Below are 22,462 nucleotides of genomic sequence, written 5' to 3' on the forward strand. Positions count from 1 at the left end.
CGCCCCTTACGCATGGGCGGGTCGCGACGCATGGGCGGGTCGCGCGGCCCGCGCCACCGCCTGACTGATCTCCGTGCCGTTCGCGAGCCCCGCCGGATCGAGGCCGAGCGCGGCGGCGGCCGTCGCGCCCACGTCGGCCAGGCTGCCCGCGTCCGGCAGCAGTTCGACGCCGGCCGCACCAGGGCGGTGGACCAGGACCGGCACGAACTCCCGGGTGTGGAAGGCGTGACCGATCGTCGGGTCGTTGCCGTGGTCACCGGTCACGATCAGCCGGTCGCCGTCACTGCCGAGCAGCGAGACGAGCGCCGCGAGCCCCGCGTCGGCCTGCTCCAGGACGTGCCCGTACCGCTCCACGTCCTGCTGGTGCCCGGCCAGATCGCTCTCCTGCACGTTGGCCACGACCAGCGCGTCCCCCTCGGCCCGGACGGCTTCGAGCGTGAGCGCGAGCACGTCCGCGGTCGCCACCGCCGGGCGCCGGACCGTGTCGTCGCAGTCCAGGATGTCCGCGGCCTTGCCGACGAGCGTGACAGGGATCCCGGCCCGCGCCGCGAGGTCCGGCAGTTGCCGCGCGTGGTCGAGGCCCGCGCCGAGATGCCGCACCTGGAGACCGCCGTTGCGGTAGAAGCCGCTCGCCGGGGTGTCGAGCCCGACGGTGCCGCTGTCCCCTTCGCGTACGAACTCGGTGAGCGGGCCGCTCGCGTGGCCGCCCACCGCGATCACCCGCGCGACGGGAGCCACCGCGCGCACCGTGCGGGCGACGGAGAGGATCCCGTCGAACCCCAGATCGTCGAGGCGGCCGGAGGCGTTCCAGTTGATACCGGGGTCGGCCTCCAGGTTGTCGTGCACGAGTACGACCCCGTCGACCGCCAACAGGGGTCTGCCGTCGAGGAGTTCGACCCGGTGGCCCGCGGCCTCCAGGGCCGCCGTCACCTCGTCGAGGTGGTCGCCGAGCCGCGCCACCGTCACCCGGCTGAAGTCGGAGCCCATCATCGTCCGGTGACCCGCGTACGTGTCCGCGCCGGGGTAGCCGAGCCCGGCCCGCCGCGACCGGCAGATGGGTGTGCCGCGCGAGGTCCTGATGCGGGTGCACCAGGCCGAGCCCGAGGGCACCGAGCGCGGGCAGCCGCAGCGGCCGGCCGAACGTCTCGCGGCACCGGTCGAGCACATGCCCGCAGGTGTCCGCCGCCAGGTCGCCGGGGCGCAGGGCCCCCGCGTCCGGCATGGCACCGACACCGAATCCGTCGACGACGACGATGACGGTCCTGTCCATCACAGGGCCCTTCCCTGCGCGTCGTACAGGCCGGTCAGGCGCGGCGACCCGGAGGACAGGCTCGCCGGGTACCACTGATCAATTCGACAATAATCAGGATTCTGGATATCGAGGTGGGAAGGGGCCGGACGAATCCGCCGAGCCCTACCCCGGCCGGTTCAGTACGACGGCACGCGCTCGCCCCGCAGCACCTCGGCCTGCAGTGCCGTCACCGTCGACAGGTCGACCGCGTCCCGTACGGCGGTGAGCGCCTTCGCGCCCTCGGTCCTGCCGATGATCGCCGCGCTGGAGTTGCGCAGGGACAGATCGCGGGTGACCTCGTCGCCCAGCGGCAGCACCTCCCCGCCCATCCCTGTCCGGCCCTGCACCTCGTCCAGGTTCCAGACGGTGGCGTCGGCCATTTTCTGCGCGAACAGTTCCCGCAGCTGCATGTACGAGGACTCGACCCACTCGATGTCGCTGCGCCCGGCGAACGCGCGCTCGGCGAGCATCCGCTGGTCCTCGGAGGTGGGGTCCACGGCGACCCGCAGGCCGGGCGCGTCGAGCGAGGCGCCCTCGCGCAGCAGTAGCCCATGCGCTCCTACGTACGTGGCCGGGCCCAGGTCGGCGACGAGTGAGAGCTGACCGGGGTGCTCCTCGATCAGCCGGTCGGCGGCGAAGCGCGAGAGCACCACGAGGTCGACCTTGCCTTCGAGCAGGGCCGTGGTCCGGGCGCCCGCCCCGCGCATGAACGTGATCGCGAAGGGGGTGCCCGCCTCCTCGAAGGCGGTACGCAGGCCGGTGGCCAGGCCCTCGTAGCGGCGGGAGTGGGGGAGGGGCATCGCGGCGAGCAGGGTGCCGAGCCCGGAGAGGCGCCACAGTACGGAGCGCTCGGAGCGGACCAGGAAGGTGCCGAGGTGACCGCGCGCGGCGGTCTCGATGGCGCCCGACTCCTCCAGGAGTCGCAGGGCGGCCTGAACCGTGCCGTTCCCGCACCCCAGCTCCTCGGCGAAGTCGCGGACCCGGGGCAGTCGCGTGTCGGGCTCGTGGTTGAGCAGCAGGACCGCGAGCTGGCGGGCCGCGAGGCCGTTGCGCGTAAGGAAGCGCTCGTCGAAACCGTTCACGGCCCGGACAGTAACCAGGATTCTGGATACTGGCAAGGCTTCCGGATGTGTGCGGTCATGGGCGGGAGGCGTGACGGCAAGGCGTATCGCGGTTGTGTCGCCAGAAGCAGGTGTCGCCAGGAATCAGGCGCGTCACCAGGAAGCGGCGCAGGTGTGCCGGCAGGAGGAGAGCAGGCGTGGCCAACCCCGTACCCCCGCGCGACCGGACCGACCAGCCGTGGCGCTCCGAGGGGGCGCCGCCTCCGCAGCCCGCGAAGCCGCCCAGGAAGAAGATGCCGGGCGGCTGGGGCGGCCTCGTCCTCACCGCCCTGGTCGTCTACCTCATCGCCAACCTCGTGCTGTCGTTCTTCAACCAGGGCGGCGAGCCGACGATCTCGTACACCGAGTTCAGCAAGCAGGTCGCCGACAACAACGTCACCAAGATCTACTCCAAGGGCGACGCGATCCAGGGTCAGCTCAAGAAGGAGCGGCCGACCCCCGACGGCAGTGAGGGCGCGGGCAAGGACTACACCAAGTTCAAGACGCAGCGGCCGTCCTTCGCGGACGACGCCCTCTGGGCGAACCTGGAGAAGCACAACGTCACCGTGACGGCCTCACCGGTCGTCCAGGAGCGCAGCTTCCTCTCCAACCTCCTCATCTCGCTCGCCCCGATGTTCCTGCTCGTCGTGCTGTGGATCTTCATCGCGCGGCGGATGCGGCAGGGCATGGGCGGCGGGATGGGCGGCGGCATGCTCGGGCGCAAACAGCCGCCCAAGCCGGTCGAACTGCAGCCCGGCACCAAACGCACCACGTTCGCCGACGTCGCCGGCATCGACGAGGTCGAGGGAGAGCTCAACGACGTCGTCGACTTCCTCAAGAACCCCGACGACTACCGCGAGATGGGCGCGAAGATGCCCCGCGGCGTTCTCCTGTCGGGCCCGCCGGGAACCGGCAAGACCCTCCTGGCCAGGGCCGTCGCGGGCGAGGCCGGGGTCCCGTTCTTCTCCGCGTCCGCCTCCGAGTTCATCGAGATGATCGTCGGGGTCGGCGCCTCGCGCGTACGGGAACTCTTCGCCGAGGCCCGCAAGGTGGCGCCCTCGATCATCTTCATCGACGAGATCGACACCATCGGCCGGGCCCGTGGCGGCGGCTCGGCCATGGGCGGCCACGACGAGCGCGAGCAGACGCTCAACCAGATCCTCACCGAGATGGACGGCTTCTCGGGATCCGAGGGCGTCATCGTCATCGCTGCCACCAACCGGGCCGACGTCCTGGATCCGGCCCTCACCCGCCCCGGCCGTTTCGACCGCATCGTGACCGTCAGCCCGCCCGACCGCGGCGGCCGCGAAGCCATCCTCAAGATCCACACCCGGCAGATCCCGCTCGCCTCCGACGTGGACCTGCTTCAGGTCGCCCGCACGACCCCGGGCATGACCGGCGCCGACCTGGCCAACCTCACCAACGAGGCCGCCCTCCTCGCCGTCAAACGCCGGCAGAAGACCGTCACCCAGACCGACCTCTCCCAGGCCCTGGAAAAGGTCCAACTGGGCGCCGAACGGCCCCTCGTCATGCCGGAGGAGGAACGCCGCCGCACCGCCTACCACGAGAGCGGCCACGCCCTGCTCGGCATGCTCCAGCCCGGCGCCGACCCCGTCCGCAAGATCACCATCGTGCCGCGCGGCCGCGCACTCGGCGTCACCCTCTCCACGCCCGACGCCGACCGGTACGCCTACACGGAGGAGTACCTGCGCGGCCGCATCATCGGCGCACTCGGCGGCATGGCGGCCGAACACGTCGTATACGGAGTGGTCACCACCGGCGCCGAGAACGACCTCGAACAGGTCACCAACATCGCGCGCGGCATGGTCGCCCGCTGGGGCATGAGCGACCGCATCGGCCGCCTCTCTGCCCTGCCGAGCGACGTCCAGCAGGCGTACGGGCTCTCCGCCGCGCCGCACACCCTCGACACCATCGACCACGAGATGCGCCGCATCGTCGACGAGTGCTACGAGGAGGCCTGCACCAAACTCCGTGACCACCGCGGCCAGTTGGACGCCCTGGCCGCGGCGCTCCTCGTGAACGAGACCCTCGACGAGGCGGAGGCCTACCGCGTCGCCGGCGTCGTTCGCCTCACCAAGGGCGATGAGGCGCGGGAGAGTCAGGACGCTCAGGACATGGATGGCCCCGGGGCGGCGACGGACCGGTGACGGCCGTCACGGGGTGCGCGCGATCACGTAGCGGAACACGTTCGGCATCCACACCGTCCCGTCCCGCCGCTGATGCGGATGCAGCGCCTCCGCCACCTCCTTCTCGACCTGGGACCGGTCCGTCGCGCCGATCGCCGCGTCGAAGAGTCCCGTCGACAGCAGTCCGCGCACGGCGCTGTCCACGTCCGCGTAGCCGAACGGACAGGCGACCCGGCCCGAGCCGTCCGGCCTGAGGCCGGCCCGGTGCGTGACCTCCTCCAGGTCGTCGCGGAGCGCGGGCCGCCAACTGCCCGTGCCGGCCAGCGGATCGGCGAGCTTCGTCGCGACCCGCAGGACCGACGACGTCGCGCACCGCTCCGGTGGACCCCATCCGGCCAGCACCACGGGAGTGCCCCGCTCCGCGAACGGCGACGCCGACTCCAGGAGCGCGCCCAGCCCGTCGGCGTCGCCCGCCACGCAGCCGATCGGCTGGAACGCGGTGATCAGGTTGTACGGCGGGTCGTCCGGCTGTGCCGCGTCCGCGGGGCCCCCTTCCGCCAGTCGCGTGTCGCCACGCGCGCGCGTGCCCCGCGTCTCGCACTCGAGACGCTCTCTGGCCAGTGCGAGCCGCTCGGGCTCGGCCGCCTCGACGCCCGTGACCGCCGCGCCCCGCGACGCCGCCATCAAAAGGGCGAGTCCCGAGCCGCAGCCGAGGCCGAGAAGCCGGGTGCCGGCCGCGCTGCCGACCTCCAGTCGTTCGTAGACCGCTTCGTAGAGCGGGACCAGCATCCGTTCCTGTATCTCCGCCCAGTCACGCGCGCGTGCGCACAGGTCCACGCGGGGCACGCGCCCCGCGTGGGGGAGGTGCCGCTGCACGAGCGTAGGTGTCATCGAAAGCGCCCCAATCCGCCGAGAGTTGCTGCTGTGGCGTGTTCCTGCGGTTCATCCCGCCCCGTACATGTGCGCTCGCAGTTCCCCCGTATGCCAGAGAACTCCGCATCCGTCGCCACGTCTAGGGGGTGTTCCCAAGGGCGTGCGGTCGGCGCGCGCGGACCTGCGACGCACGGCCGTACGGGGGTAATTGCGTTGCAAGCCGGGCGTCATCGCGCCGTAGCATGCGCGCCATGGCCAAGACACCCGTTCTCACGCCTCAGGCCGAGGACTTCCCGCGCTGGTACCAGGACATCGTCAACAAGGCCGAACTGGCCGACAACGGTCCGGTGCGCGGCACCATGGTCATCCGACCGTATGGCTACGGCCTGTGGGAGCGGATGCAGCAGGACATGGACGCCCGGATCAAGGAGACGGGCACCCAGAACGCGTACTTCCCGCTCCTGATCCCGCAGTCCTACCTCCACAAGGAGGCCGAGCACGTCGAGGGGTTCGCGCCGGAACTCGCCGTGGTCACGCACGGCGGCGGCAAGGAGCTGGAGGAGCCCGCGGTCGTCCGCCCCACCTCCGAGATGATCGTCAACGAGTATTTCGCGAAGTGGGTGCAGAGCTACCGCGACCTGCCCCTCCTCATCAACCAGTGGGCGAACGTGGTGCGCTGGGAGCTGCGGCCCCGCCTCTTCCTGCGGACCACGGAGTTCCTCTGGCAGGAGGGCCACACCGCGCACGCCACGTACGAGGAGGCCCGCGACTTCGCTGCCCGCATCCACCGGCACGTCTACGCGGACTTCATGCGGGACGTCCTCGCGATGGACGTCGTCCTCGGCCGCAAGACCGCCCGCGAGCGCTTCGCCGGCGCCATCAACACCCTCACGCTCGAAGGCATGATGGGCGACGGCAAGGCCCTCCAGCTGGGCACCAGCCACGAACTCGGCCAGAACTTCGCCAAGGCCTTCCACATCCAGTACCTGTCCAAGGAAGGCAAGCAGGAGCTGGTCTGGCAGACCTCCTGGGGCTCGACCACCCGCATGATCGGCGCCCTCGTGATGATGCACGGCGACGACAACGGCCTGCGGATCCCGCCCCGGCTCGCCCCCATCCAGGTCGTGGTGCTCGCCATCAAGGGGGACGATGCGGTTCTGGCCAAGGTCCACGAGATCGGCGACGCCCTCAGGGCGGCCGGCATCCGCGTCCATGTCGACGACCGCACGGACACCCCGTTCGGCCGCCGAGCCGTCGACTGGGAACTCAAGGGAGTGCCCGTACGCGTCGAGATCGGCCCGCGCGATCTGGAGAACGGCACGGCGATGCTGGCCAGGCGAATCCTGAACAAGCAAGGTCCGGGCGGCAAGGAGCCGGTCGCCGTCGAGGCGCTCCCCGCGCTGCTGCCCACCGTCCTGGAGGAGGACCAGGCGCTGCTCCTGAAGCAGGCCCGCGAGCGCCGCGAGTCCCGTACGACGGATGTGACGACGGTCGACGAGGCCGTCGAGGCCGCCACTTCCGGCGGCTGGGCCCGCATCCCGTGGGCCACGCTCGGCGAGGCGGGCGAGGCCGCACTGGCCGAGCACTCCGTCTCCGTACGGTGTCTGGTCACCGAGGACGGGGCGGTGCCGGACGCGGATGACGCTGCGGGTAACGTCGCCGTCGTGGCACGCGCGTACTGAGGGCGTACGTACGCCTACGCACCACCTTGGTGTGAGCTGTGAGGCTTCTCCGCAGATCAGCGCACCCGCCCTCGTCCGGACGCATGAGCGGCAACTGACTGGTACGTGCAAATTATTTGAGATGCCCCGGAATAGGAACACAGAGGCATCCCGGCTCGTTGTCACGACGTGAGCACGACACCACCTGTTCTCGCCGCAGAGCTGGCACAGGCGTGGGCCGATATTCAGCGGCACCACCCTGAGCTGCCAGATCTAGCCGCGCCCGAATCCCTGATCGGGGAGTCGTCGTCCGCCTGCGGACACGAGCTCTCCTTCGAGCGACTCCTCCATGAGGCAGTCCATGGCATCGCCGCCGCCCGCGGAGTACGCGACACCTCCCGCGCCGGCCGGTACCACAACCGCAGATTCCTCGCCATCGCCGAAGAGCTGGGTCTCGACCACCCCGAGGAGCCGCACCCCAGCAGCGGCTTCTCACTGGTGACACTCAACCCCGAGGCGAAGCAGCGTTACCGGCCGACGATCGAGCGGCTCAAGATCGCCCTCAAGGCGCACACCGTGGCCACGGCCGCGGACACCAAGCGCAGCTTCCGCGGCCCTGCCGCGCGGCACGGCTCCTCCGGAGGCGGCGTCCGCGTCAAGGCGGTCTGCGACTGCGGGCGCAATGTGCGCGTGGTGCCCTCGGTCCTCGCCCAGGCCCCGATCGTCTGCGGCGGCTGCGGCAAGCCGTTCCGCATCCCGGAGGTTGTCGGCGCGGGCGTCGGGTGATCTCCGGCTGAATCTTCGGTGAGGGCGCGCGACCTGCTGCGGGGCGCGCGACGGGGGCCTCACCCTGCTCTTTCGGAGCCCGGGGGAGGGTTCGGCCGCCGCGCCGGCGTATGGCACAATGGCTAGCTGTACTCGACAGCCGCATAGGAACCCTCTCGCCTCCGGCTGACGCGTCCATCGGGCACTCCGAGTACCGCAACCCCACGTGGCATCCCGTTGTGCCCAACCACGTCAAGACCAGGAGACACCACTCCAGTGGCAGTCAAGATCAAGCTGAAGCGTCTGGGCAAGATCCGTTCGCCTCACTACCGCATCGTCGTCGCCGACTCCCGTACCCGCCGTGACGGCCGGGCCATCGAGGAGATCGGCCTGTACCACCCGGTGCAGAACCCCTCGCGCATCGAGGTCAACTCGGAGCGTGCCCAGTACTGGCTGTCCGTCGGCGCCCAGCCGACCGAGCCGGTCATGGCCATCCTGAAGCTCACCGGTGACTGGCAGAAGCACAAGGGCCTGCCGGCCCCCGCGCCGCTGCTCGTCGCGGAGCCCAAGGACAAGCGCGCCGCGTTCGAGGCCTTCACCAAGGGTCTCGAGGGCGACGACGCCAAGGGTGAGGCCATCACCCCGAAGGCCAAGAAGGCTGACAAGAAGGCGGACGAGGCCCCGGCGGCCGAGTCCACCGAGTCCACCGAGGCCTGAGCATGCTCGAGGAGGCTCTTGAGCACCTCGTGAAGGGCATCGTCGACAACCCCGACGATGTGCAGGTCGCCTCGCGCAACCTGCGCCGTGGGCGCGTTCTCGAGGTCCGGGTTCACCCCGACGACCTCGGCAAGGTGATCGGCCGTAACGGCCGCACCGCGCGCGCCCTGCGTACCGTCGTGGGCGCCATCGGCGGCCGCGGTGTCCGCGTCGACCTCGTCGACGTGGACCAGGTTCACTGAACCGGATCAACGGTTCGGCGATAAATGAAGCACCGGCTCGGGCCGGGGAGGGCCTCAGGGCCGTCCCCGGCCCGTGGCCGTATGACAGGAGAGTTGTTGACGTGCAGCTGGTAGTCGCGCGCATCGGCCGCGCCCACGGCATCAAGGGCGAGGTCACCGTCGAGGTACGCACCGACGAGCCCGAGCTGCGGCTCGGCCCCGGTGCCGTGCTCGCCACCGACCCCGCCTCCACGGGGCCGCTGACGATCGAGACCGGCCGCGTGCACAGCGGCCGCCTCCTGCTGCGTTTCGAGGGCGTACGCGACCGTACGGCCGCCGAGGCGCTGCGCAACACGCTCCTGATCGCCGAGGTCGACCCGGAGGAGCTGCCGGAGGACGAGGACGAGTTCTACGACCACCAGCTGATGGACCTGGACGTGGTCACCACGGACGGTGTCGAGGTCGGCCGGATCACCGAGATCTCGCACCTGCCCTCGCAGGACCTGTTCATCGTGGAGCGCCCCGACGGCAGCGAGGTGATGATCCCCTTCGTCGAGGAGATCGTCACCGAGATCGACCTCGAGGAGCAGCGGGCGATCATCGACCCGCCGCCCGGACTCATCGACGACCGCGCCGAGATCGTCTCCAGCCGGGACGACGGCGAGGCCTCCGGCGCGGGCTCCGACGAGGACGCCGGCAAGGGCTCCGAGGCGGGCGGCGCCTGATGCGGCTCGATGTCGTCACGATCTTCCCCGAGTACCTCGATCCGCTGAACGTCTCGCTCGTCGGCAAGGCCCGCGCGCGCGGGCAACTCGACGTACGGGTGCACGACCTCAGGGAGTGGACCTACGACCGGCACAACACGGTCGACGACACCCCCTACGGCGGCGGCCCCGGCATGGTCATGAAGACCGGCCCCTGGGGCGACGCCCTCGACGACGTGCTCGCCGACGGCTACGAGACCGGGTCCCACGGCCCCGCCCTCGTCGTCCCCACGCCCAGCGGGCGCCCCTTCACCCAGGAGCTCGCCGTCGAGCTCTCCGAGCGCCCCTGGCTGGTCTTCACGCCCGCGCGCTACGAGGGCATCGACCGCCGCGTCATCGACGAGTACGCGACCCGGATGCCGGTCTACGAGGTCTCCATCGGCGACTACGTGCTGGCCGGCGGAGAGGCCGCCGTACTCGTCGTCACCGAGGCCGTCGCGCGGCTGCTGCCCGGGGTCCTCGGCAACGCCGAGTCCCACCGGGACGACTCCTTCGCGCCGGGCGCCATGGCCAACCTCCTCGAGGGGCCCGTCTACACCAAGCCCCCCGAGTGGCGCGGACAGGGCATCCCGGACGTGCTGCTCAGCGGCCACCACGGCAAGATCGCGCGCTGGCGCAGGGACGAGGCGCTGCGGCGCACCACCCGCAACAGGCCCGATCTCGTGGAGCGTTGCGACCCCTCGGTCTTCGACAAGAAGGACCGCGAGATGCTCTCCATCCTGGGGTGGCGGCCGGGCCCCGACGGCCGATTTGGGCGAGACCCCGAAGCCGTGGAACAATAGGCCGCTGCTGTACGTCCAGCGTGCGCCCCTGCCACAGGGGGAACGACGCCCGCCCGACGCGATCAGCTACCGAATCCTCATTTCGAACACTCCCGCCGATGACCTGTGGCATCGGTGAAGAAAGCAGACGATCATGTCTCACCTGCTCGACTCCGTCGACAGCGCGTCGCTGCGCAGCGACATCCCGGCCTTCCGCCCGGGTGACACCGTCAACGTCCACGTCCGCGTCATCGAGGGCAACCGCTCCCGTGTGCAGCAGTTCAAGGGCGTAGTCATCCGCCGCCAGGGCGCCGGTGTCCGCGAGACCTTCACGGTCCGCAAGGTCTCCTTCTCCGTCGGCGTCGAGCGCACGTTCCCGGTGCACACCCCGATCGTCGAGAAGATCGAGCTCGTCACCCGCGGTGACGTGCGTCGCGCGAAGCTCTACTACCTGCGCGACCTGCGCGGCAAGGCCGCGAAGATCAAGGAGAAGCGCGACAACTGAGCGCGCGCACGGGGTCATAGGCGGGCCGGATAGCATCTGGCCTCGATGGACACCGAAGCACAGACAACGGAACGCGATCGCGTCTCCCACCCCTCCGTACACGAGGGCGAGGAGGAGCGGTCGCGTTTCGCGTTTGTGCCGTGGGCCGCGTCCTGGCTTCCCGGTGGCCGCCTGACCCTGTCGGCGCTGCTCTGCCTCGTGTCGCTGCTCCTGCTGAGCATCTTCGTGATGCAGCCCTTCCAGATCCCCAGTGGTTCCATGGAGCCCGCATTGAGGGTCGGGGACCGCGTTCTCGTAAACAAGTTGGCGTACCGTTTCGGTGCCGAGCCGCAGCGGGGCGACGTCGTGGTCTTCGACGGGACCGGGTACTTCGGTGACGCCGACTACATCAAGCGGGTCGTGGGCGTGGGGGGAGACCATGTGGTCTGCTGCGACAGCAAGGGGAGGATCGGCGTGAACGGCGAACCTGTGGACGAGAGCACGTTCCTGTACCCCGGCAACACTCCCTCGAAGGCCGCCTTCGACCTCGTCGTGCCCGACGGCACCCTCTTCCTGCTCGGAGACCACCGGGGCGACTCCCGGGACTCACGCGACTACCTGGGCGCGCCCGGCGGCGGCATGATCCCCGTGGGCGACGTGATCGGCAGGGCCCAGTGGGTCGCCTGGCCGACGGGCCACTGGGGCTCCCTGTCCCGTAACGACGTCTACGCGCGCGTGCCGGCACCCGGCGGTCCCCATGGGTAACCGCGGACGCTCCCACTCCCGCAGGGGCGGCGGCGACACCCGCCTGCCCACCGGGACGCGCCGCGCCGGCAGCCCGCCGCTGCCGGGCCGTGCCGAGCGGCGCAGGCTGGCGCGCAAGGTGAAGCGACGCCGACGGCGCTCCGCGATCAAGGAGATCCCGCTCCTCATAGGCGTGGCGCTGCTGATAGCGCTCGTCCTGAAGACGTTCCTCGTCCAGGCCTTCGTGATCCCGTCCGGCTCAATGGAGCAGACGATCAGGATCGGCGACCGGGTCCTGGTCGACAAGCTCACCCCGTGGTTCGGCGCGAAGCCGCACCGAGGCGACGTCGTCGTCTTCAAGGACCCCGGTAAGTGGCTGGAACAGGAACAGGGCGCGAAGAAGGACGCCCCTGTCGGCCTCAAGCAGGTGAAGGAGGGTCTCACCTGGATCGGCCTGTTGCCCTCCGACGACGAACGCGACCTCATCAAGAGGGTCGTCGCGGTCGGCGGTGACACCGTCAAGTGCTGTGACAAGCAAGGTCGGATGACGGTCAACGGGACGCCTCTGAACGAGCCGTACATCCACCCGGGAGACGTGCCGTCGAAGTTCGAATTCGAAGTCAAGGTGCCCAAGGGGCGCCTGTTCGTGATGGGTGACCACCGCTCCAACTCGGCCGACTCCCGCTTCCACCGCACCGAGGCCTTCAGCGGCACCGTCTCGGAGGAGTCGGTCGTCGGTCGGGCCCGCGTGATCGCCTGGCCGGTCGGTCACTGGAGCACGCTTCCGGAGCCGGACACCTTTGCAACGGTGGCCGCCGCGCAGAACAGTTCGGCCGCAGGTCCGCGACCGTCGCATAGGGTGGCCTCCGAGGATCTGAACGGAATGATCCCTCTCCCGAGCCCTGCGGAACTCCCGCTCGTTATGGGAGTGGTGGGCCTGCATCGCGTATGGGACGACAGGCAGCGGCACGGAGTGAGGAGTGGATGTGGGGGACTTGGCGGTCGGCGCACGGTCAGGGCAGGGGCCCGACGAGCGGCCCGGGCGATCCGACGACGGAGCGGCAGCGGCCGCGACGGGCGCCGTGAACCTCGAGGGTGACGCCGCGAACGGCGGTGGACGGGGCGACGACGGCCCTGGCGACGGCTCCGGTGACGCCGGCAGGGCGGGCGGCCGGGGAGCGAAGAAGCCCCGCTCCTTCTGGAAGGAGCTTCCGCTCCTCATCATCATCGCGCTGGTCCTGGCGCTGGTGATCAAGACGTTCCTGGTGCAGGCGTTCTCGATTCCGTCGGCGTCGATGGAGAACACCCTGCAGATCGGCGACCGCGTGCTCGTCGACAAGCTGACGCCGTGGTTCGGCTCCGAGCCCGAGCGCGGCGAGGTCATCGTCTTCCACGACCCGGACGGCTGGCTGAAGGACGAGCCGACGGCCGAGCCGAATCCGGTGCAGCGCCTCCTCGGCTGGATCGGCCTCATGCCGTCCACGAACGAGAAGGACCTCATCAAGCGCGTCATCGGCGTCGGCGGCGACACCATCGAGTGCAACGGGACGGGACCGCTCAAGGTCAACGGCCTGGCGCTCAACGAGCCGTACGTCTACCCGGGGAACACCCCGTGCAGCGACGACAATGTGGGCGGCAAGTTCAAGGTCACCGTACCCATTGGCAAAGTTTGGGTCATGGGTGACCACCGCCAGGACTCCATGGACTCCCGGTACCACCAGCAGGACAGCAACCAGGGCTTCGTCCCCGTGGACAACGTCGTGGGCCGCGCGATTGTGGTCGCCTGGCCGCCCACCCGCTGGACGACGCTGCCGGTGCCGGACACCTTCGACCAGCCGGGCATCAGCGCCGCACTGGGAGCGGCCCCGGGCGCGCTCGGGCTCGCGGGCGCCGCGCCGCTCGTACTGTGGCGCCGGCGCCGACTTACCCAGGGGAACACCCGGGTTTCTGAGGCGAACACCGCCGGGTAGGGTGCCGTCCCAGATCGCCGATCTTCCGCGGCGAATCTCCGAGGCGGGGAGCAACTGGGATGAGCAGGACACGTCGTACGGACGAGGGCCATGGCCGGCTCGGCAGCACGCTGTCGGGGTTGGCCGTGGCCCTCGGCTGTGTGCTGTTCCTGGGCGGGTTCGTGTGGGGCGCCATCGTGTACCAGCCGTACACCGTGCCCACCGAGTCGATGACGCCGACGATCGGCGCTGGTGACCGGGTCCTCGCGCAGCGCATCGACGGCAGTGAGGTCAAGCGCGGCGACGTCGTCGTCTTCACGGAGTCGGCGTGGGGCGACATGCCCATGGTCAAGCGAGTCGTCGGCATCGGCGGCGACAAGATCGCCTGCTGCAAGGCCGGCAAACTGACCGTCAACGGCAAGGAGATTGCTGAACCGTATCTCCCCAAGGGGCAGGGCCCCTCGGCCACAGGCATCCCCACCACCACGGTCCCCGAGGGCCGCCTCTTCCTGCTCGGCGACGAGCGCAGCGGCTCCCTCGACTCCAGCGTCCACATCGGCGACTCCAGCCACGGAACGGTGCCGCGCAGCGCCGTTGCCGCCCGGGTCGACGCCGTGGCCTGGCCGATGAACGGCATGCTCGCGCGGCCCACCGGCTTCGAGGCGCTGCCGGGCGGACTCTCCCAGCCGGGCCCCCTGAAGCTGGTCCTGGCCGCCGTGGTCGCGGGCGCCGTGCTGGTGCTCGGCGGTGCCGCGTACGGGCCGATCGCCAAGCGCGCAAGCAAGGGGCGCGGCCGGTCGCGCGCGTCGGCGGCGGAGCGGGCCCTTGCGGGCTGAGCCGTCCGGCGCCGGCCGGGAGCTGCGGAAGGTCGCAAGGGTCGTGCTGCTCGACCCCGACGACCGCATTCTGCTGCTGCACGGGCACGAGCCGGGGGACACCGCCGACGACTGGTGGTTCACTCCCGGCGGCGGCCTGGAGGGCGACGAGACCCGCGAGGAGGCCGCGCTGCGCGAGCTCGCGGAGGAGACGGGCATCACGGACGTCGAGCTCGGCCCGGTCCTGTGGCGGCGCACCTGTTCCTTCCCGTTCGACGGGCGGCGCTGGGACCAGGACGAGTGGTACTTCCTGGGCCGTACGACCGCAGCGGTGGCCGGGTCGGAGATCGCCGGGGAGGGCCTGACCGAGCTGGAACGGCGCAGTGTCGCCGGAGCACGTTGGTGGACGTGCCGGGAACTGACCGAGGCACATGAGACGGTGTATCCGACCAGGCTCGCCGGGCTGCTGGAACGGCTGCTCGACGAGGGTCCCCCGAGCCACCCTGAAGTCCTCGACACGGAAATCGTCTAGAGGCCCACGGGGCTGACGCACAATAGGGGGACGCACGGCTGAAGGGGAACATGCCATGAGCGCCGAGGACCTCGAGAAGTACGAGACCGAGATGGAGCTGAAGCTCTACCGGGAGTACCGCGACGTCGTCGGTCTGTTCAAATACGTGATCGAGACCGAACGGCGCTTCTACCTCACCAACGACTACGAGATGCAGGTGCACTCGGTCCAGGGTGAGGTTTTCTTCGAGGTATCCATGGCGGATGCCTGGGTGTGGGACATGTACAGGCCCGCACGGTTCGTGAAGCAGGTCCGGGTACTCACGTTCAAGGACGTGAATATCGAGGAGCTGAACAAGACCGATCTGGAGCTGCCGGGCGGGTGAGCCGGAGCCGCTGGGTGGGTGAGTTCGCTGGATTGGGTGGCGGGGTTATCCACAACCCGTAAGTAGTTCACCAAGATCCACTTCTTCGGCGCCCATGCCTCAGCGTGGGCGTCGGAGGTGGTGCCGACATGAACGCGTCCAAGGCACGCAGCGCACTGGGAAAGTACGGCGAGGAGCTGGCCGCTCGGCGGCTGGCCGAGTCCGGAATGACGGTCATCGAGCGCAACTGGCGTGCGGGCAGGACCGGTGAGATCGACATCGTCGCCCGGGAGGGCGACGCGCTCGTCGTCTGCGAGGTGAAGACCCGCAGGGCGGGCGGCCGCGCCGGGTCCTTCGAGCATCCGATGGCAGCGGTCACGCCCGTCAAGGCACAGCGGCTGCGCGACCTCGCGGCGCGCTGGGTGCAGGAACACGGGGGAGCGCCACCCGGCGGCGTACGCATCGATCTGATCGGGGTCCTGCTGCCGGAGCGCGGCGCTCCCGTCGTCGAGCATGCGCGGGGCGTGGCCTGATGGGGTTCGCGCGCACATGTTCCGTGGCCCTCGTCGGCGTCGAGGGGGTGGTCGTCGAGGTCCAGGCCGATCTGGAGCCCGGGGTCGCCGCCTTCACGCTGGTCGGGCTCCCCGACAAGAGCCTGTCGGAGAGTCGGGACCGGGTCAGGGCGGCAGTCGTCAACTCTGGCGGGGAGTGGCCGCAGAAGAAACTCACCGTGGGGCTCAGCCCGGCGTCCGTACCCAAGAGCGGCAGCGGATTCGACCTGGCTGTCGCGAGCGCCGTACTGGGCGCGGCCGAGCGGATCGACCCGCGGGTCCTCTCCGATGTCGTGATGATCGGCGAGCTGGGTCTCGACGGCCGCGTACGGCCCGTTCGCGGGGTGCTCCCGGCCGTCCTGGCCGCCGCCGACGCGGGCTACGAGCAGGTCGTGGTCCCGGAGTGCTCGGCCGGCGAGGCCGCGCTCGTTCCGGGCATCTCCGTCCTCGGCGTACGCAGCCTGCGCCAGCTCATCGCCGTCCTCACGGACGAGCCGGTCCCGGACGAGCCGCCCGACGAGACCGGACGTCCCGACCCGATGCTCGCGGGCCTGAGCATCCCGGGCCAGGGCCTCGGTGTGGGCCTCGCCGGGATGCCGCACGACGCGCACATCCTCGATCTGGCCGATGTCGTCGGCCAGCGCGCCGCACGCACGGCGATCGAGGTCGCCGCCGCCGGAGCCCACCACGTTCTTCTCCAGGGGCCACCCGGCGCAGGCAAGACCATGCTCGCCGAGCGGCTGCCGCTGGTCATGCCGCCGCTCACTCGCGAGGAAGCCCTCGAAGTGACGGCCATCCACTCGGTGGCGGGCATGCTGCCGCCGGGCAAGCCGCTGGTCGACGCCGCTCCCTACTGCGCGCCCCACCACTCGGCGACGATGCAGTCGCTCGTCGGCGGCGGACAGGGCGTCCCGCGGCCGGGCGCCGTGTCGTTGTCTCACAGAGGGGTGCTCTTTCTGGATGAGGCGCCGGAATTCAGCGGCCGGGCACTCGACGCGCTGCGCCAGCCGCTGGAGTCGGGCCACGTGGTCATCGCCCGCAGTGCCGGGGTGGTGCGGCTGCCCGCCCGCTTCCTGATGGCCCTGGCCGCCAACCCGTGTCCGTGCGGCAACCACTCGCTCATGGGCGCCGGCTGCGAGTGCCCGCCGGCGGCGGTCCGGCGTTATCAGGCCCGCCTCTCCGGGCCGCTGCTCGACCGGGTCGACCTCAAAGTGGACGTGGAGCCCGTCACGCGTGCGGAGCTGACCGGGAGCGGCGCACAGGGTGAGACCACCGTCGTCGTCCGCGAGCGGGTGCGGGCCGCCCGGGAGCGGGCCGCGGCACGGCTCGCGGACACGCCCTGGCGGACCAACAGCGAGGTGCCCGGGCACGCGCTGCGCACCCGGTGGCCCGCGGCGCCGGGGGCCATGGACGAGGTCGAGACCGATCTGGAACGCGGCTTCCTGACCGCCCGGGGCGTCGACCGCGTGCTCCGGGTGGCCTGGACCGTCGCCGACCTCTGCGGCCACGACCGCCCACGCGCGCAGGACGTGGCGCTCGCCCTTCAGCTGCGCACCGGGATCTCGCGCGGTGTGGCCATGGCCATCGGGGGGCCGGCATGAGCGCGGCGGAGGTCTCCGACGGGATCCGGCTCGCCAGGGCCGCCCTCACCAGAATCGTCGAGCCCGGCGACGAGACAGTGGGGCGGTGGCTGCGGGAGGTCGGGGCGGCGGAGGTCGTGCGGCGCATCGTCGAGGGCGGGGAGCCGCTGCCCGGGGTGAGCGAGGGCCGCTGGGCAGGGCTGCGGGCCAGAGCGGCCGGCGTGCTGCCCGAGCGTGACCTGGAACTGGCGGCGGGCGTGGGCGCGCGGATCGTGTGTCCCGGAGACACCGAGTGGCCGGGCCAGCTCGACGATCTAGGCGACGCGCGCCCCGTCGCCCTGTGGGTGCGGGGGCGGCCGTCCCTGCGGATATGGGCGCTGCGGTCCGTAGGGGTAGTGGGGGCGCGGGCCTGCACGGACTACGGGGCGCGGGTGGCGGCGACCCTCGGTGCGGGGCTCGCGGAGCGCGGCAGCGTCGTCGTGTCGGGCGGGGCGTACGGCGTGGACGCGGCCGCCCACCGCGGGACTCTCGGCGCGAGTGGTGCCACCGTGGCGGTCCTTGCCTGCGGAGTCGACCGGCCCTATCCGCGTGGCCACGTCCAGTTGATCGAGCGGATCGCGGAACAGGGGCTCGTCATCGCGGAGTTGCCGCCCGGTGATCATCCGACGCGGAGCAGATTCATCCTCCGTAACCGCCTGATCGCCGCGCTCACCCGGGGGACCGTCGTCGTGGAGGCCGCCTACCGCAGTGGAGCTCTCGGCACGGCGCGTTGGGCGCAGCGTCTCGGCCGTCACACGATGGGGGTTCCTGGGCCGGTCACGAGCACCCGCTCCGCAGGGGTGCACGAACTGCTGCGCGGGGAAGCGGTTCTCGTCACCGACGCGGCGGAAGTCATGGAACTGGTCGGGGACATGGGAGAGCTCGCACCGGTGCGGCGCGGTCCCGTGCTGCCGCACGACCTTCTCGCGCCGGGTGCCGCGGCTGTCCTGGCGGCGCTGCCCGCGGGCGGAACCTCAGGGGCGGGGGACATCGCCCGAGCGGCGGGCATCGGAGTCGACGACGCGATCGGGAGGTTGTACGAACTGCGCTCACTGGGGTTCGTCGAACGACACAGCGATGGCTGGCAGTTGACACGCCAGGCGGTGCAGCCTGTCTTGCCGGAAGGAGATGATCGGTGACGGAGCGTGTTGCGCCGTCCGGATGACGGCCGAACCCCTTGGTGTTACGGGGTGTTGGCGTTTCCGCCCGGTCACGTACAGCGACGGTTGTGACTCCGCAAGTCGCCCAACGGAACGTATCTGCGCACGCGCGATCCCATAGCCTTCGCACACTGCGACACTCCAGTCACGCTACGCTCACCAGGATTCCGGCTCGTTCGGTTCAATCCGCAACCAGCCCGGCAATGACGAGCAACCACGAGCAGATCGGCAACTGAGCATCAGACAGGTAACTTGGGACCTTCCCCACCAGTCCGGCGCCAGGCGCACAAAACCCCAGTTCACGGCAGAACGGCACAAGGCGACGAATGCCCCAGCACACCTCCGGGTCTGACCGGGCTGCGGTTCCCCCCGCTGCCCGTGGCAGCGTGCGGCCTCCCGCTCCCTCGTCGCTCGAGGAGTTGTGGAGGTCGTACAAGGCGACGGGCGACGGTCGATTGCGCGAGCAGCTCATCCTGCACTACTCGCCGCTGGTCAAGTACGTCGCGGGCCGCGTCAGCGTCGGGCTGCCGCCCAATGTCGAACAGGCCGACTTCGTGTCCTCGGGGGTCTTCGGACTGATCGACGCGATCGAGAAGTTCGACATCGAGCGCGAGATCAAGTTCGAGACGTACGCGATCACCCGGATCCGGGGCGCCATGATCGACGAACTCCGTGCGCTCGACTGGATTCCGCGCTCCGTGCGGCAGAAGGCGCGCAACGTCGAGCGGGCGTACGCCACGCTCGAGGCGCAATTGCGGCGCACTCCGTCCGAGGCCGAGGTGGCCGCGGAGCTCGGCATCAAGGTCGAGGAACTGCACGCGATCTTCAGTCAGTTGTCCCTCGCGAACGTGGTGGCTCTGGAGGAGTTGCTGCACGTCGGCGGCGAGAGCGGCGACCGGCTCAGCCTGATGGACACCCTTGAGGACCAGGCTGCGGACAACCCCGTCGAGGTCGCCGAGGACCGCGAACTGCGGCGGTACCTGGCACGTGCGATCAACACGCTGCCGGAGCGCGAGAAGACTGTGGTGACGCTCTACTACTACGAGGGCCTCACCCTCGCGGAGATCGGCAACGTCCTCGGGGTGACCGAGAGCCGCGTCAGCCAGATCCACACGAAGTCCGTCCTCCAGCTGCGTGCGAAGCTGGCGAGCTTCCGGCGCTGACCCTGCGGAATCGTCCCTGCCGGGACGTGTGCGGGGCGGGACGACTCCCGCGGCGCGCGTCCCGTCCGTAAAGTGGTGACGTGCCAAGGATTCGAGCGGCCTCAGTGGCCGAGCACCGGTCGATGCAGCGCGGCGCCCTTCTGGACGCGGCGCGCTCCCTGCTGTCCGAGGGCGGGACGGAGGCGCTGACCTTCCCCGCGCTCGCCGAGCGCACCGGGCTCGCCCGGTCCTCCGTGTACGAGTACTTCCGGTCGCGGGCCGCGGTCGTCGAGGAGCTCTGTGAGGTCGACTTCCCCGTCTGGGCGGCGGAGGTCTCCACGGCGATGGAGCGTGCCGGTACGCCCGAGGGCAAGGTCGAGGCGTATGTGCGGGAGCAGCTCTCCCTGGTGGGCGACCGTCGGCACCGCGCCGTCGTCGCCATCTCGGCGAGTGAACTCGACTCAGGGGCCCGGGAGAAGATCCGCGCCGCGCACGGCGGGCTGGTCGCGATGATCGTCGAGGCACTCGGCGAAATGGGCCACGCGGAACCGCGACTCGCGGCGATGCTCCTTCAGGGGGTCGTGGACGCGGCGGTCCGGCGGATCGAACTGGGCGCGGCGGAGGACCCCTCGGCCATTACCGAGGCGGCCGTGAGCATGGCCCTACGGGGCGTCAGCGGCTGATCCGGGGCGGGCCAGGGCGCGGCCGGCGGCGGTGGGAAGTGCCCGGCGTGGCACCCGTCGCCGTACGAGCGGCAGCGGACCGCCCTCACCTCGGCCTTACGGGACCAGCCCCGGCGCGGCACGCATTCCCGCCCTCACGGTGGCGGTCGCTCTGACAGGCAGCAGCGGGACCAGTGGCGGTGGGAAGTGCCCGGGTGCGGCACCCATCGCCGTACCAGCGGCACCCATCGCCGTACCAGCGGCAGCGGTCGATCCGGCCGACAGCGGCGGGGCCGGCGGCGGGACCAGCCGCGGTGCGAGGCGCCCCGGTGCGGGACCCGTCCACACCCCCACACCAGCCGTCCCCGGTACCGGTAACAGGCGTGACGGACCGCGGTGCAGCAGTTGTGGCGGGAGTAAGGACAGTGGGTCGAGGTACGTGTGTCCCCGTAGGAGGCCCCAGTGCAAGCAGGAGGTCGGGCCGCAGTGGGCTGTTGGGGGTTCCAGCGCGCCGAGCACCTCGCCCGGCCTTACCCGGTCGCCCTTCTTCACCGATGGGGTCACCGGTTCGTATGTGGTCCGGAGAGGGGGATCGCCCGTCCCTGACAGCTCCACCGCCACCACTCCTCTGCCCGCCACGCGGCCCGCGAAAGTCACCCGGCCCCCTGCCGCCGCTCTGACCGGCGCGCCGACGGGGGCGGCCAGGTCCACTCCGCGGTGACCGGGCCCGTACTCCGTCGCCGGCGGAGCCCAGCCCCGTACGATCGGGGGCCTCGTCCCCACCGGCCAGGCGCCGGCCACGGCGGGTACGGGCGGGGGCGGTACGAGGCCCGCCAGGGCCGCGGTCATCGTCAGCATCAACATCAGTCGCATGCCCTGAACGGTCCCGTCCCGACGCGATCCGCGGGGATCTTGGACCGGAACTGTGGACTGCCGGCCGGTTGTGGACAGCGGCGTCACCCGGCACGTCGCGGGTCCCGTACACTTCTGATGGCGATCCGGGTCACCGGATCGACTTCGCACGCCCCAACACCAGGTCATTCGTGACGGTGTCCGCGCTCCTCGGTCCCTCGTGGCACAGCGCGCGGGGCGTCAGGCGCGACAGCAATCCTGCGGTCGCGGCAACCGAGAACCCAAGGAGTACGGCCATGGCCGTCGTCACGATGCGGGAGCTGCTGGAAAGCGGCGTCCACTTCGGTCACCAGACCCGTCGCTGGAACCCGAAGATGAAGCGCTTCATCTTCACCGAGCGCAACGGCATCTACATCATCGACCTGCTCCAGTCGCTGTCGTACATCGACCGCGCCTACGAGTTCGTCAAGGAGACCGTCGCCCACGGCGGCACGGTCATGTTCGTCGGTACGAAGAAGCAGGCGCAGGAGGCGATCGCCGAGCAGGCGACCCGCGTCGGCATGCCCTACGTCAACCAGCGCTGGCTGGGCGGCATGCTCACCAACTTCTCGACCGTCTACAAGCGTCTGCAGCGCCTCAAGGAGCTCGAGCAGATCGACTTCGAGGATGTGGCCGCGTCCGGCCTCACCAAGAAGGAGCTGCTCGTCCTCTCCCGCGAGAAGGCCAAGCTGGAGAAGACCCTCGGCGGTATCCGCGAGATGTCCAAGGTGCCCAGCGCCGTCTGGATCGTGGACACCAAGAAGGAGCACATTGCGGTCGGTGAGGCCCGGAAGCTCAACATCCCGGTCGTCGCCATCCTCGACACCAACTGCGACCCCGACGAGGTCGACTACAAGATCCCGGGCAACGACGACGCGATCCGCTCCGTCACCCTGCTCACCCGCGTGATCGCCGACGCCGTCGCCGAGGGCCTCATCGCCCGCTCCGGTGCCGCCACTGGCGACCAGAAGCCGGGCGAGAAGGCCGCGGGCGAGCCGCTCGCCGAGTGGGAGCGCGACCTGCTCGAGGGTGAGAAGAAGGCTGACGAGAAGCCGGCCGACGAGGCTGAGGTCCAGACCTCCGCCGAGACGGAGAAGGTCGCCGACGCCGAGGCCGAGGTCGTCACCGAGGTCACCACCGAGGTCACCACCGAGGCTGTCGCCGAGGCTCCGGCCGCGGACGCCGAGCAGGCCTGAACCTCACCGGTTCGGTAGTTGACGGCGGGGGCCGAGTCGGCCCCCGCCGTTCACCCGTAGATCTTTCAGACTTC

22 protein-coding genes and 2 pseudogenes are annotated in these 22,462 nt (G+C 70.5%); 20 read left to right on the forward strand and 4 right to left on the reverse strand.

Going from position 1 to position 22,462, the window contains the following annotated elements:
* Window positions 1–6: 6 nt before the first annotated feature.
* Together AC07EJ_RS10280 and yhfZ are read right to left on the reverse strand one after the other, a co-directional pair.
* Window positions 7–1,270 (reverse strand): annotated as a pseudogene (locus tag AC07EJ_RS10280) (phosphopentomutase).
* A 158-nt stretch (window positions 1,271–1,428) separates the two neighbouring features.
* On the reverse strand, window positions 1,429–2,373 hold the full coding sequence (gene yhfZ / locus AC07EJ_RS10285; RefSeq protein WP_389488891.1) for a GntR family transcriptional regulator YhfZ: 945 nt from the start codon (window positions 2,371–2,373) through the stop codon (window positions 1,429–1,431).
* Window positions 2,374–2,549: 176 nt separating this feature from the next.
* Between yhfZ and ftsH the strand changes: the two genes are divergently transcribed.
* Window positions 2,550–4,559, forward strand: a complete 2,010-nt coding sequence (gene ftsH / locus AC07EJ_RS10290; protein ID WP_478884042.1) for an ATP-dependent zinc metalloprotease FtsH — start codon at window positions 2,550–2,552, stop codon at window positions 4,557–4,559.
* Window positions 4,560–4,565: 6 nt separating this feature from the next.
* Here ftsH and AC07EJ_RS10295 read toward each other — a convergent pair whose 3' ends face one another.
* On the reverse strand, window positions 4,566–5,429 hold the full coding sequence (locus tag AC07EJ_RS10295) for an SAM-dependent methyltransferase (protein WP_478884043.1): 864 nt from the start codon (window positions 5,427–5,429) through the stop codon (window positions 4,566–4,568).
* Window positions 5,430–5,662: 233 nt separating this feature from the next.
* On the opposite strand from AC07EJ_RS10295, the gene proS reads away from it, so the two are divergent.
* The 18 genes from proS to AC07EJ_RS10385 all read left to right on the forward strand — a co-directional run bounded on the left by proS (window position 5,663) and on the right by AC07EJ_RS10385 (window position 20,322).
* Window positions 5,663–7,093: a proline--tRNA ligase gene (proS, locus tag AC07EJ_RS10300; protein ID WP_478884044.1), complete on the forward strand. Its 1,431-nt coding sequence runs from the start codon at window positions 5,663–5,665 to the stop codon at window positions 7,091–7,093.
* 168 nt (window positions 7,094–7,261) lie between these two features.
* Window positions 7,262–7,858, forward strand: a complete 597-nt coding sequence (locus AC07EJ_RS10305; RefSeq protein ID WP_389488882.1) for a hypothetical protein — start codon at window positions 7,262–7,264, stop codon at window positions 7,856–7,858.
* A 255-nt stretch (window positions 7,859–8,113) separates the two neighbouring features.
* On the forward strand, window positions 8,114–8,554 hold the full coding sequence (gene rpsP / locus AC07EJ_RS10310) for a 30S ribosomal protein S16 (RefSeq protein WP_127829943.1): 441 nt from the start codon (window positions 8,114–8,116) through the stop codon (window positions 8,552–8,554).
* A gap of 2 nt (window positions 8,555–8,556) precedes the next feature.
* On the forward strand, window positions 8,557–8,796 hold the full coding sequence (locus AC07EJ_RS10315; protein WP_030361979.1) for an RNA-binding protein: 240 nt from the start codon (window positions 8,557–8,559) through the stop codon (window positions 8,794–8,796).
* A 101-nt stretch (window positions 8,797–8,897) separates the two neighbouring features.
* A complete protein-coding gene (gene rimM, locus AC07EJ_RS10320) occupies window positions 8,898–9,500 on the forward strand; it encodes a ribosome maturation factor RimM (RefSeq protein WP_478884045.1) in 603 nt (200 codons plus the stop codon).
* Window positions 9,500–10,321, forward strand: coding sequence for a tRNA (guanosine(37)-N1)-methyltransferase TrmD (gene trmD, locus AC07EJ_RS10325; RefSeq protein WP_326710940.1), 822 nt, complete (start codon window positions 9,500–9,502; stop codon window positions 10,319–10,321). Before rimM ends, trmD begins: the two co-directional genes overlap by 1 nt.
* 133 nt (window positions 10,322–10,454) lie before the next feature.
* Window positions 10,455–10,805: a 50S ribosomal protein L19 gene (gene rplS / locus AC07EJ_RS10330; protein WP_054235359.1), complete on the forward strand. Its 351-nt coding sequence runs from the start codon at window positions 10,455–10,457 to the stop codon at window positions 10,803–10,805.
* A gap of 45 nt (window positions 10,806–10,850) precedes the next feature.
* Window positions 10,851–11,549, forward strand: a complete 699-nt coding sequence (gene lepB, locus AC07EJ_RS10335) for a signal peptidase I (RefSeq protein WP_389488876.1) — start codon at window positions 10,851–10,853, stop codon at window positions 11,547–11,549.
* Window positions 11,542–12,627 carry a signal peptidase I gene (lepB, locus tag AC07EJ_RS10340; RefSeq protein WP_389488873.1) on the forward strand — a complete coding sequence of 362 codons (1,086 nt, stop codon included), beginning with the start codon at window positions 11,542–11,544 and terminating at the stop codon, window positions 12,625–12,627. The genes lepB (AC07EJ_RS10335) and lepB (AC07EJ_RS10340) overlap by 8 nt, the downstream gene beginning before the upstream one ends.
* On the forward strand, window positions 12,515–13,498 hold the full coding sequence (gene lepB, locus AC07EJ_RS10345; protein ID WP_389488872.1) for a signal peptidase I: 984 nt from the start codon (window positions 12,515–12,517) through the stop codon (window positions 13,496–13,498). Before lepB (AC07EJ_RS10340) ends, lepB (AC07EJ_RS10345) begins: the two co-directional genes overlap by 113 nt.
* Before the next feature lie 59 nt (window positions 13,499–13,557).
* Window positions 13,558–14,313: a signal peptidase I gene (gene lepB / locus AC07EJ_RS10350; RefSeq protein ID WP_389488870.1), complete on the forward strand. Its 756-nt coding sequence runs from the start codon at window positions 13,558–13,560 to the stop codon at window positions 14,311–14,313.
* Window positions 14,303–14,824: an NUDIX hydrolase gene (locus AC07EJ_RS10355; protein WP_389488868.1), complete on the forward strand. Its 522-nt coding sequence runs from the start codon at window positions 14,303–14,305 to the stop codon at window positions 14,822–14,824. Before lepB (AC07EJ_RS10350) ends, AC07EJ_RS10355 begins: the two co-directional genes overlap by 11 nt.
* Before the next feature lie 55 nt (window positions 14,825–14,879).
* Entirely contained in the window at window positions 14,880–15,188 is a 309-nt protein-coding gene (locus AC07EJ_RS10360; RefSeq protein WP_008745401.1) for a DUF2469 domain-containing protein, read from the forward strand.
* A 128-nt stretch (window positions 15,189–15,316) separates the two neighbouring features.
* The gene (locus AC07EJ_RS10365; RefSeq protein WP_389488865.1) at window positions 15,317–15,700 is read left to right on the forward strand and encodes a YraN family protein; all 384 of its coding nucleotides are present in this window, start codon (window positions 15,317–15,319) and stop codon (window positions 15,698–15,700) included.
* Entirely contained in the window at window positions 15,700–17,319 is a 1,620-nt protein-coding gene (locus AC07EJ_RS10370; protein WP_478884046.1) for a YifB family Mg chelatase-like AAA ATPase, read from the forward strand. The genes AC07EJ_RS10365 and AC07EJ_RS10370 overlap by 1 nt, the downstream gene beginning before the upstream one ends.
* The gene (gene dprA, locus AC07EJ_RS10375; RefSeq protein WP_389488861.1) at window positions 17,316–18,476 is read left to right on the forward strand and encodes a DNA-processing protein DprA; all 1,161 of its coding nucleotides are present in this window, start codon (window positions 17,316–17,318) and stop codon (window positions 18,474–18,476) included. Before AC07EJ_RS10370 ends, dprA begins: the two co-directional genes overlap by 4 nt.
* A 347-nt stretch (window positions 18,477–18,823) precedes the next feature.
* Window positions 18,824–19,660 (forward strand): RNA polymerase sigma factor WhiG, encoded by an 837-nt coding sequence (gene whiG / locus AC07EJ_RS10380; protein ID WP_389488859.1) that lies wholly within the window; start codon window positions 18,824–18,826, stop codon window positions 19,658–19,660.
* Window positions 19,661–19,764: 104 nt separating this feature from the next.
* Window positions 19,765–20,322, forward strand: coding sequence for a TetR/AcrR family transcriptional regulator (locus AC07EJ_RS10385; protein ID WP_389488904.1), 558 nt, complete (start codon window positions 19,765–19,767; stop codon window positions 20,320–20,322).
* A gap of 345 nt (window positions 20,323–20,667) precedes the next feature.
* Here the strand turns inward: AC07EJ_RS10385 and AC07EJ_RS10390 are convergent.
* Window positions 20,668–21,165, reverse strand: a pseudogene (locus tag AC07EJ_RS10390) (murein hydrolase activator EnvC family protein); the annotation flags it as partial.
* A 284-nt stretch (window positions 21,166–21,449) separates the two neighbouring features.
* Here AC07EJ_RS10390 and rpsB point away from each other — a divergent pair.
* On the forward strand, window positions 21,450–22,388 hold the full coding sequence (gene rpsB / locus AC07EJ_RS10395; protein ID WP_389488857.1) for a 30S ribosomal protein S2: 939 nt from the start codon (window positions 21,450–21,452) through the stop codon (window positions 22,386–22,388).
* Window positions 22,389–22,462 lie beyond the last annotated feature (74 nt).

Source organism: Streptomyces sp. NPDC045026, from assembly GCF_056432625.1.

Coding starts and splice junctions, on each gene's coding strand:
- AC07EJ_RS10295 (WP_478884043.1), bottom strand. CDS start 5,429: ATGACACCTACGCTCGTGCAGCGGCACCTCCCCCACGCGGGGCGCGTG.
- proS (WP_478884044.1), top strand. CDS start 5,663: ATGGCCAAGACACCCGTTCTCACGCCTCAGGCCGAGGACTTCCCGCGC.
- AC07EJ_RS10315 (WP_030361979.1), top strand. CDS start 8,557: ATGCTCGAGGAGGCTCTTGAGCACCTCGTGAAGGGCATCGTCGACAAC.
- trmD (WP_326710940.1), top strand. CDS start 9,500: ATGCGGCTCGATGTCGTCACGATCTTCCCCGAGTACCTCGATCCGCTG.
- rplS (WP_054235359.1), top strand. CDS start 10,455: ATGTCTCACCTGCTCGACTCCGTCGACAGCGCGTCGCTGCGCAGCGAC.
- lepB (WP_389488876.1), top strand. CDS start 10,851: ATGGACACCGAAGCACAGACAACGGAACGCGATCGCGTCTCCCACCCC.
- lepB (WP_389488873.1), top strand. CDS start 11,542: ATGGGTAACCGCGGACGCTCCCACTCCCGCAGGGGCGGCGGCGACACC.
- lepB (WP_389488870.1), top strand. CDS start 13,558: ATGAGCAGGACACGTCGTACGGACGAGGGCCATGGCCGGCTCGGCAGC.
- AC07EJ_RS10360 (WP_008745401.1), top strand. CDS start 14,880: ATGAGCGCCGAGGACCTCGAGAAGTACGAGACCGAGATGGAGCTGAAG.
- AC07EJ_RS10365 (WP_389488865.1), top strand. CDS start 15,317: ATGAACGCGTCCAAGGCACGCAGCGCACTGGGAAAGTACGGCGAGGAG.
- AC07EJ_RS10370 (WP_478884046.1), top strand. CDS start 15,700: ATGGGGTTCGCGCGCACATGTTCCGTGGCCCTCGTCGGCGTCGAGGGG.
- dprA (WP_389488861.1), top strand. CDS start 17,316: ATGAGCGCGGCGGAGGTCTCCGACGGGATCCGGCTCGCCAGGGCCGCC.
- whiG (WP_389488859.1), top strand. CDS start 18,824: ATGCCCCAGCACACCTCCGGGTCTGACCGGGCTGCGGTTCCCCCCGCT.
- rpsB (WP_389488857.1), top strand. CDS start 21,450: ATGGCCGTCGTCACGATGCGGGAGCTGCTGGAAAGCGGCGTCCACTTC.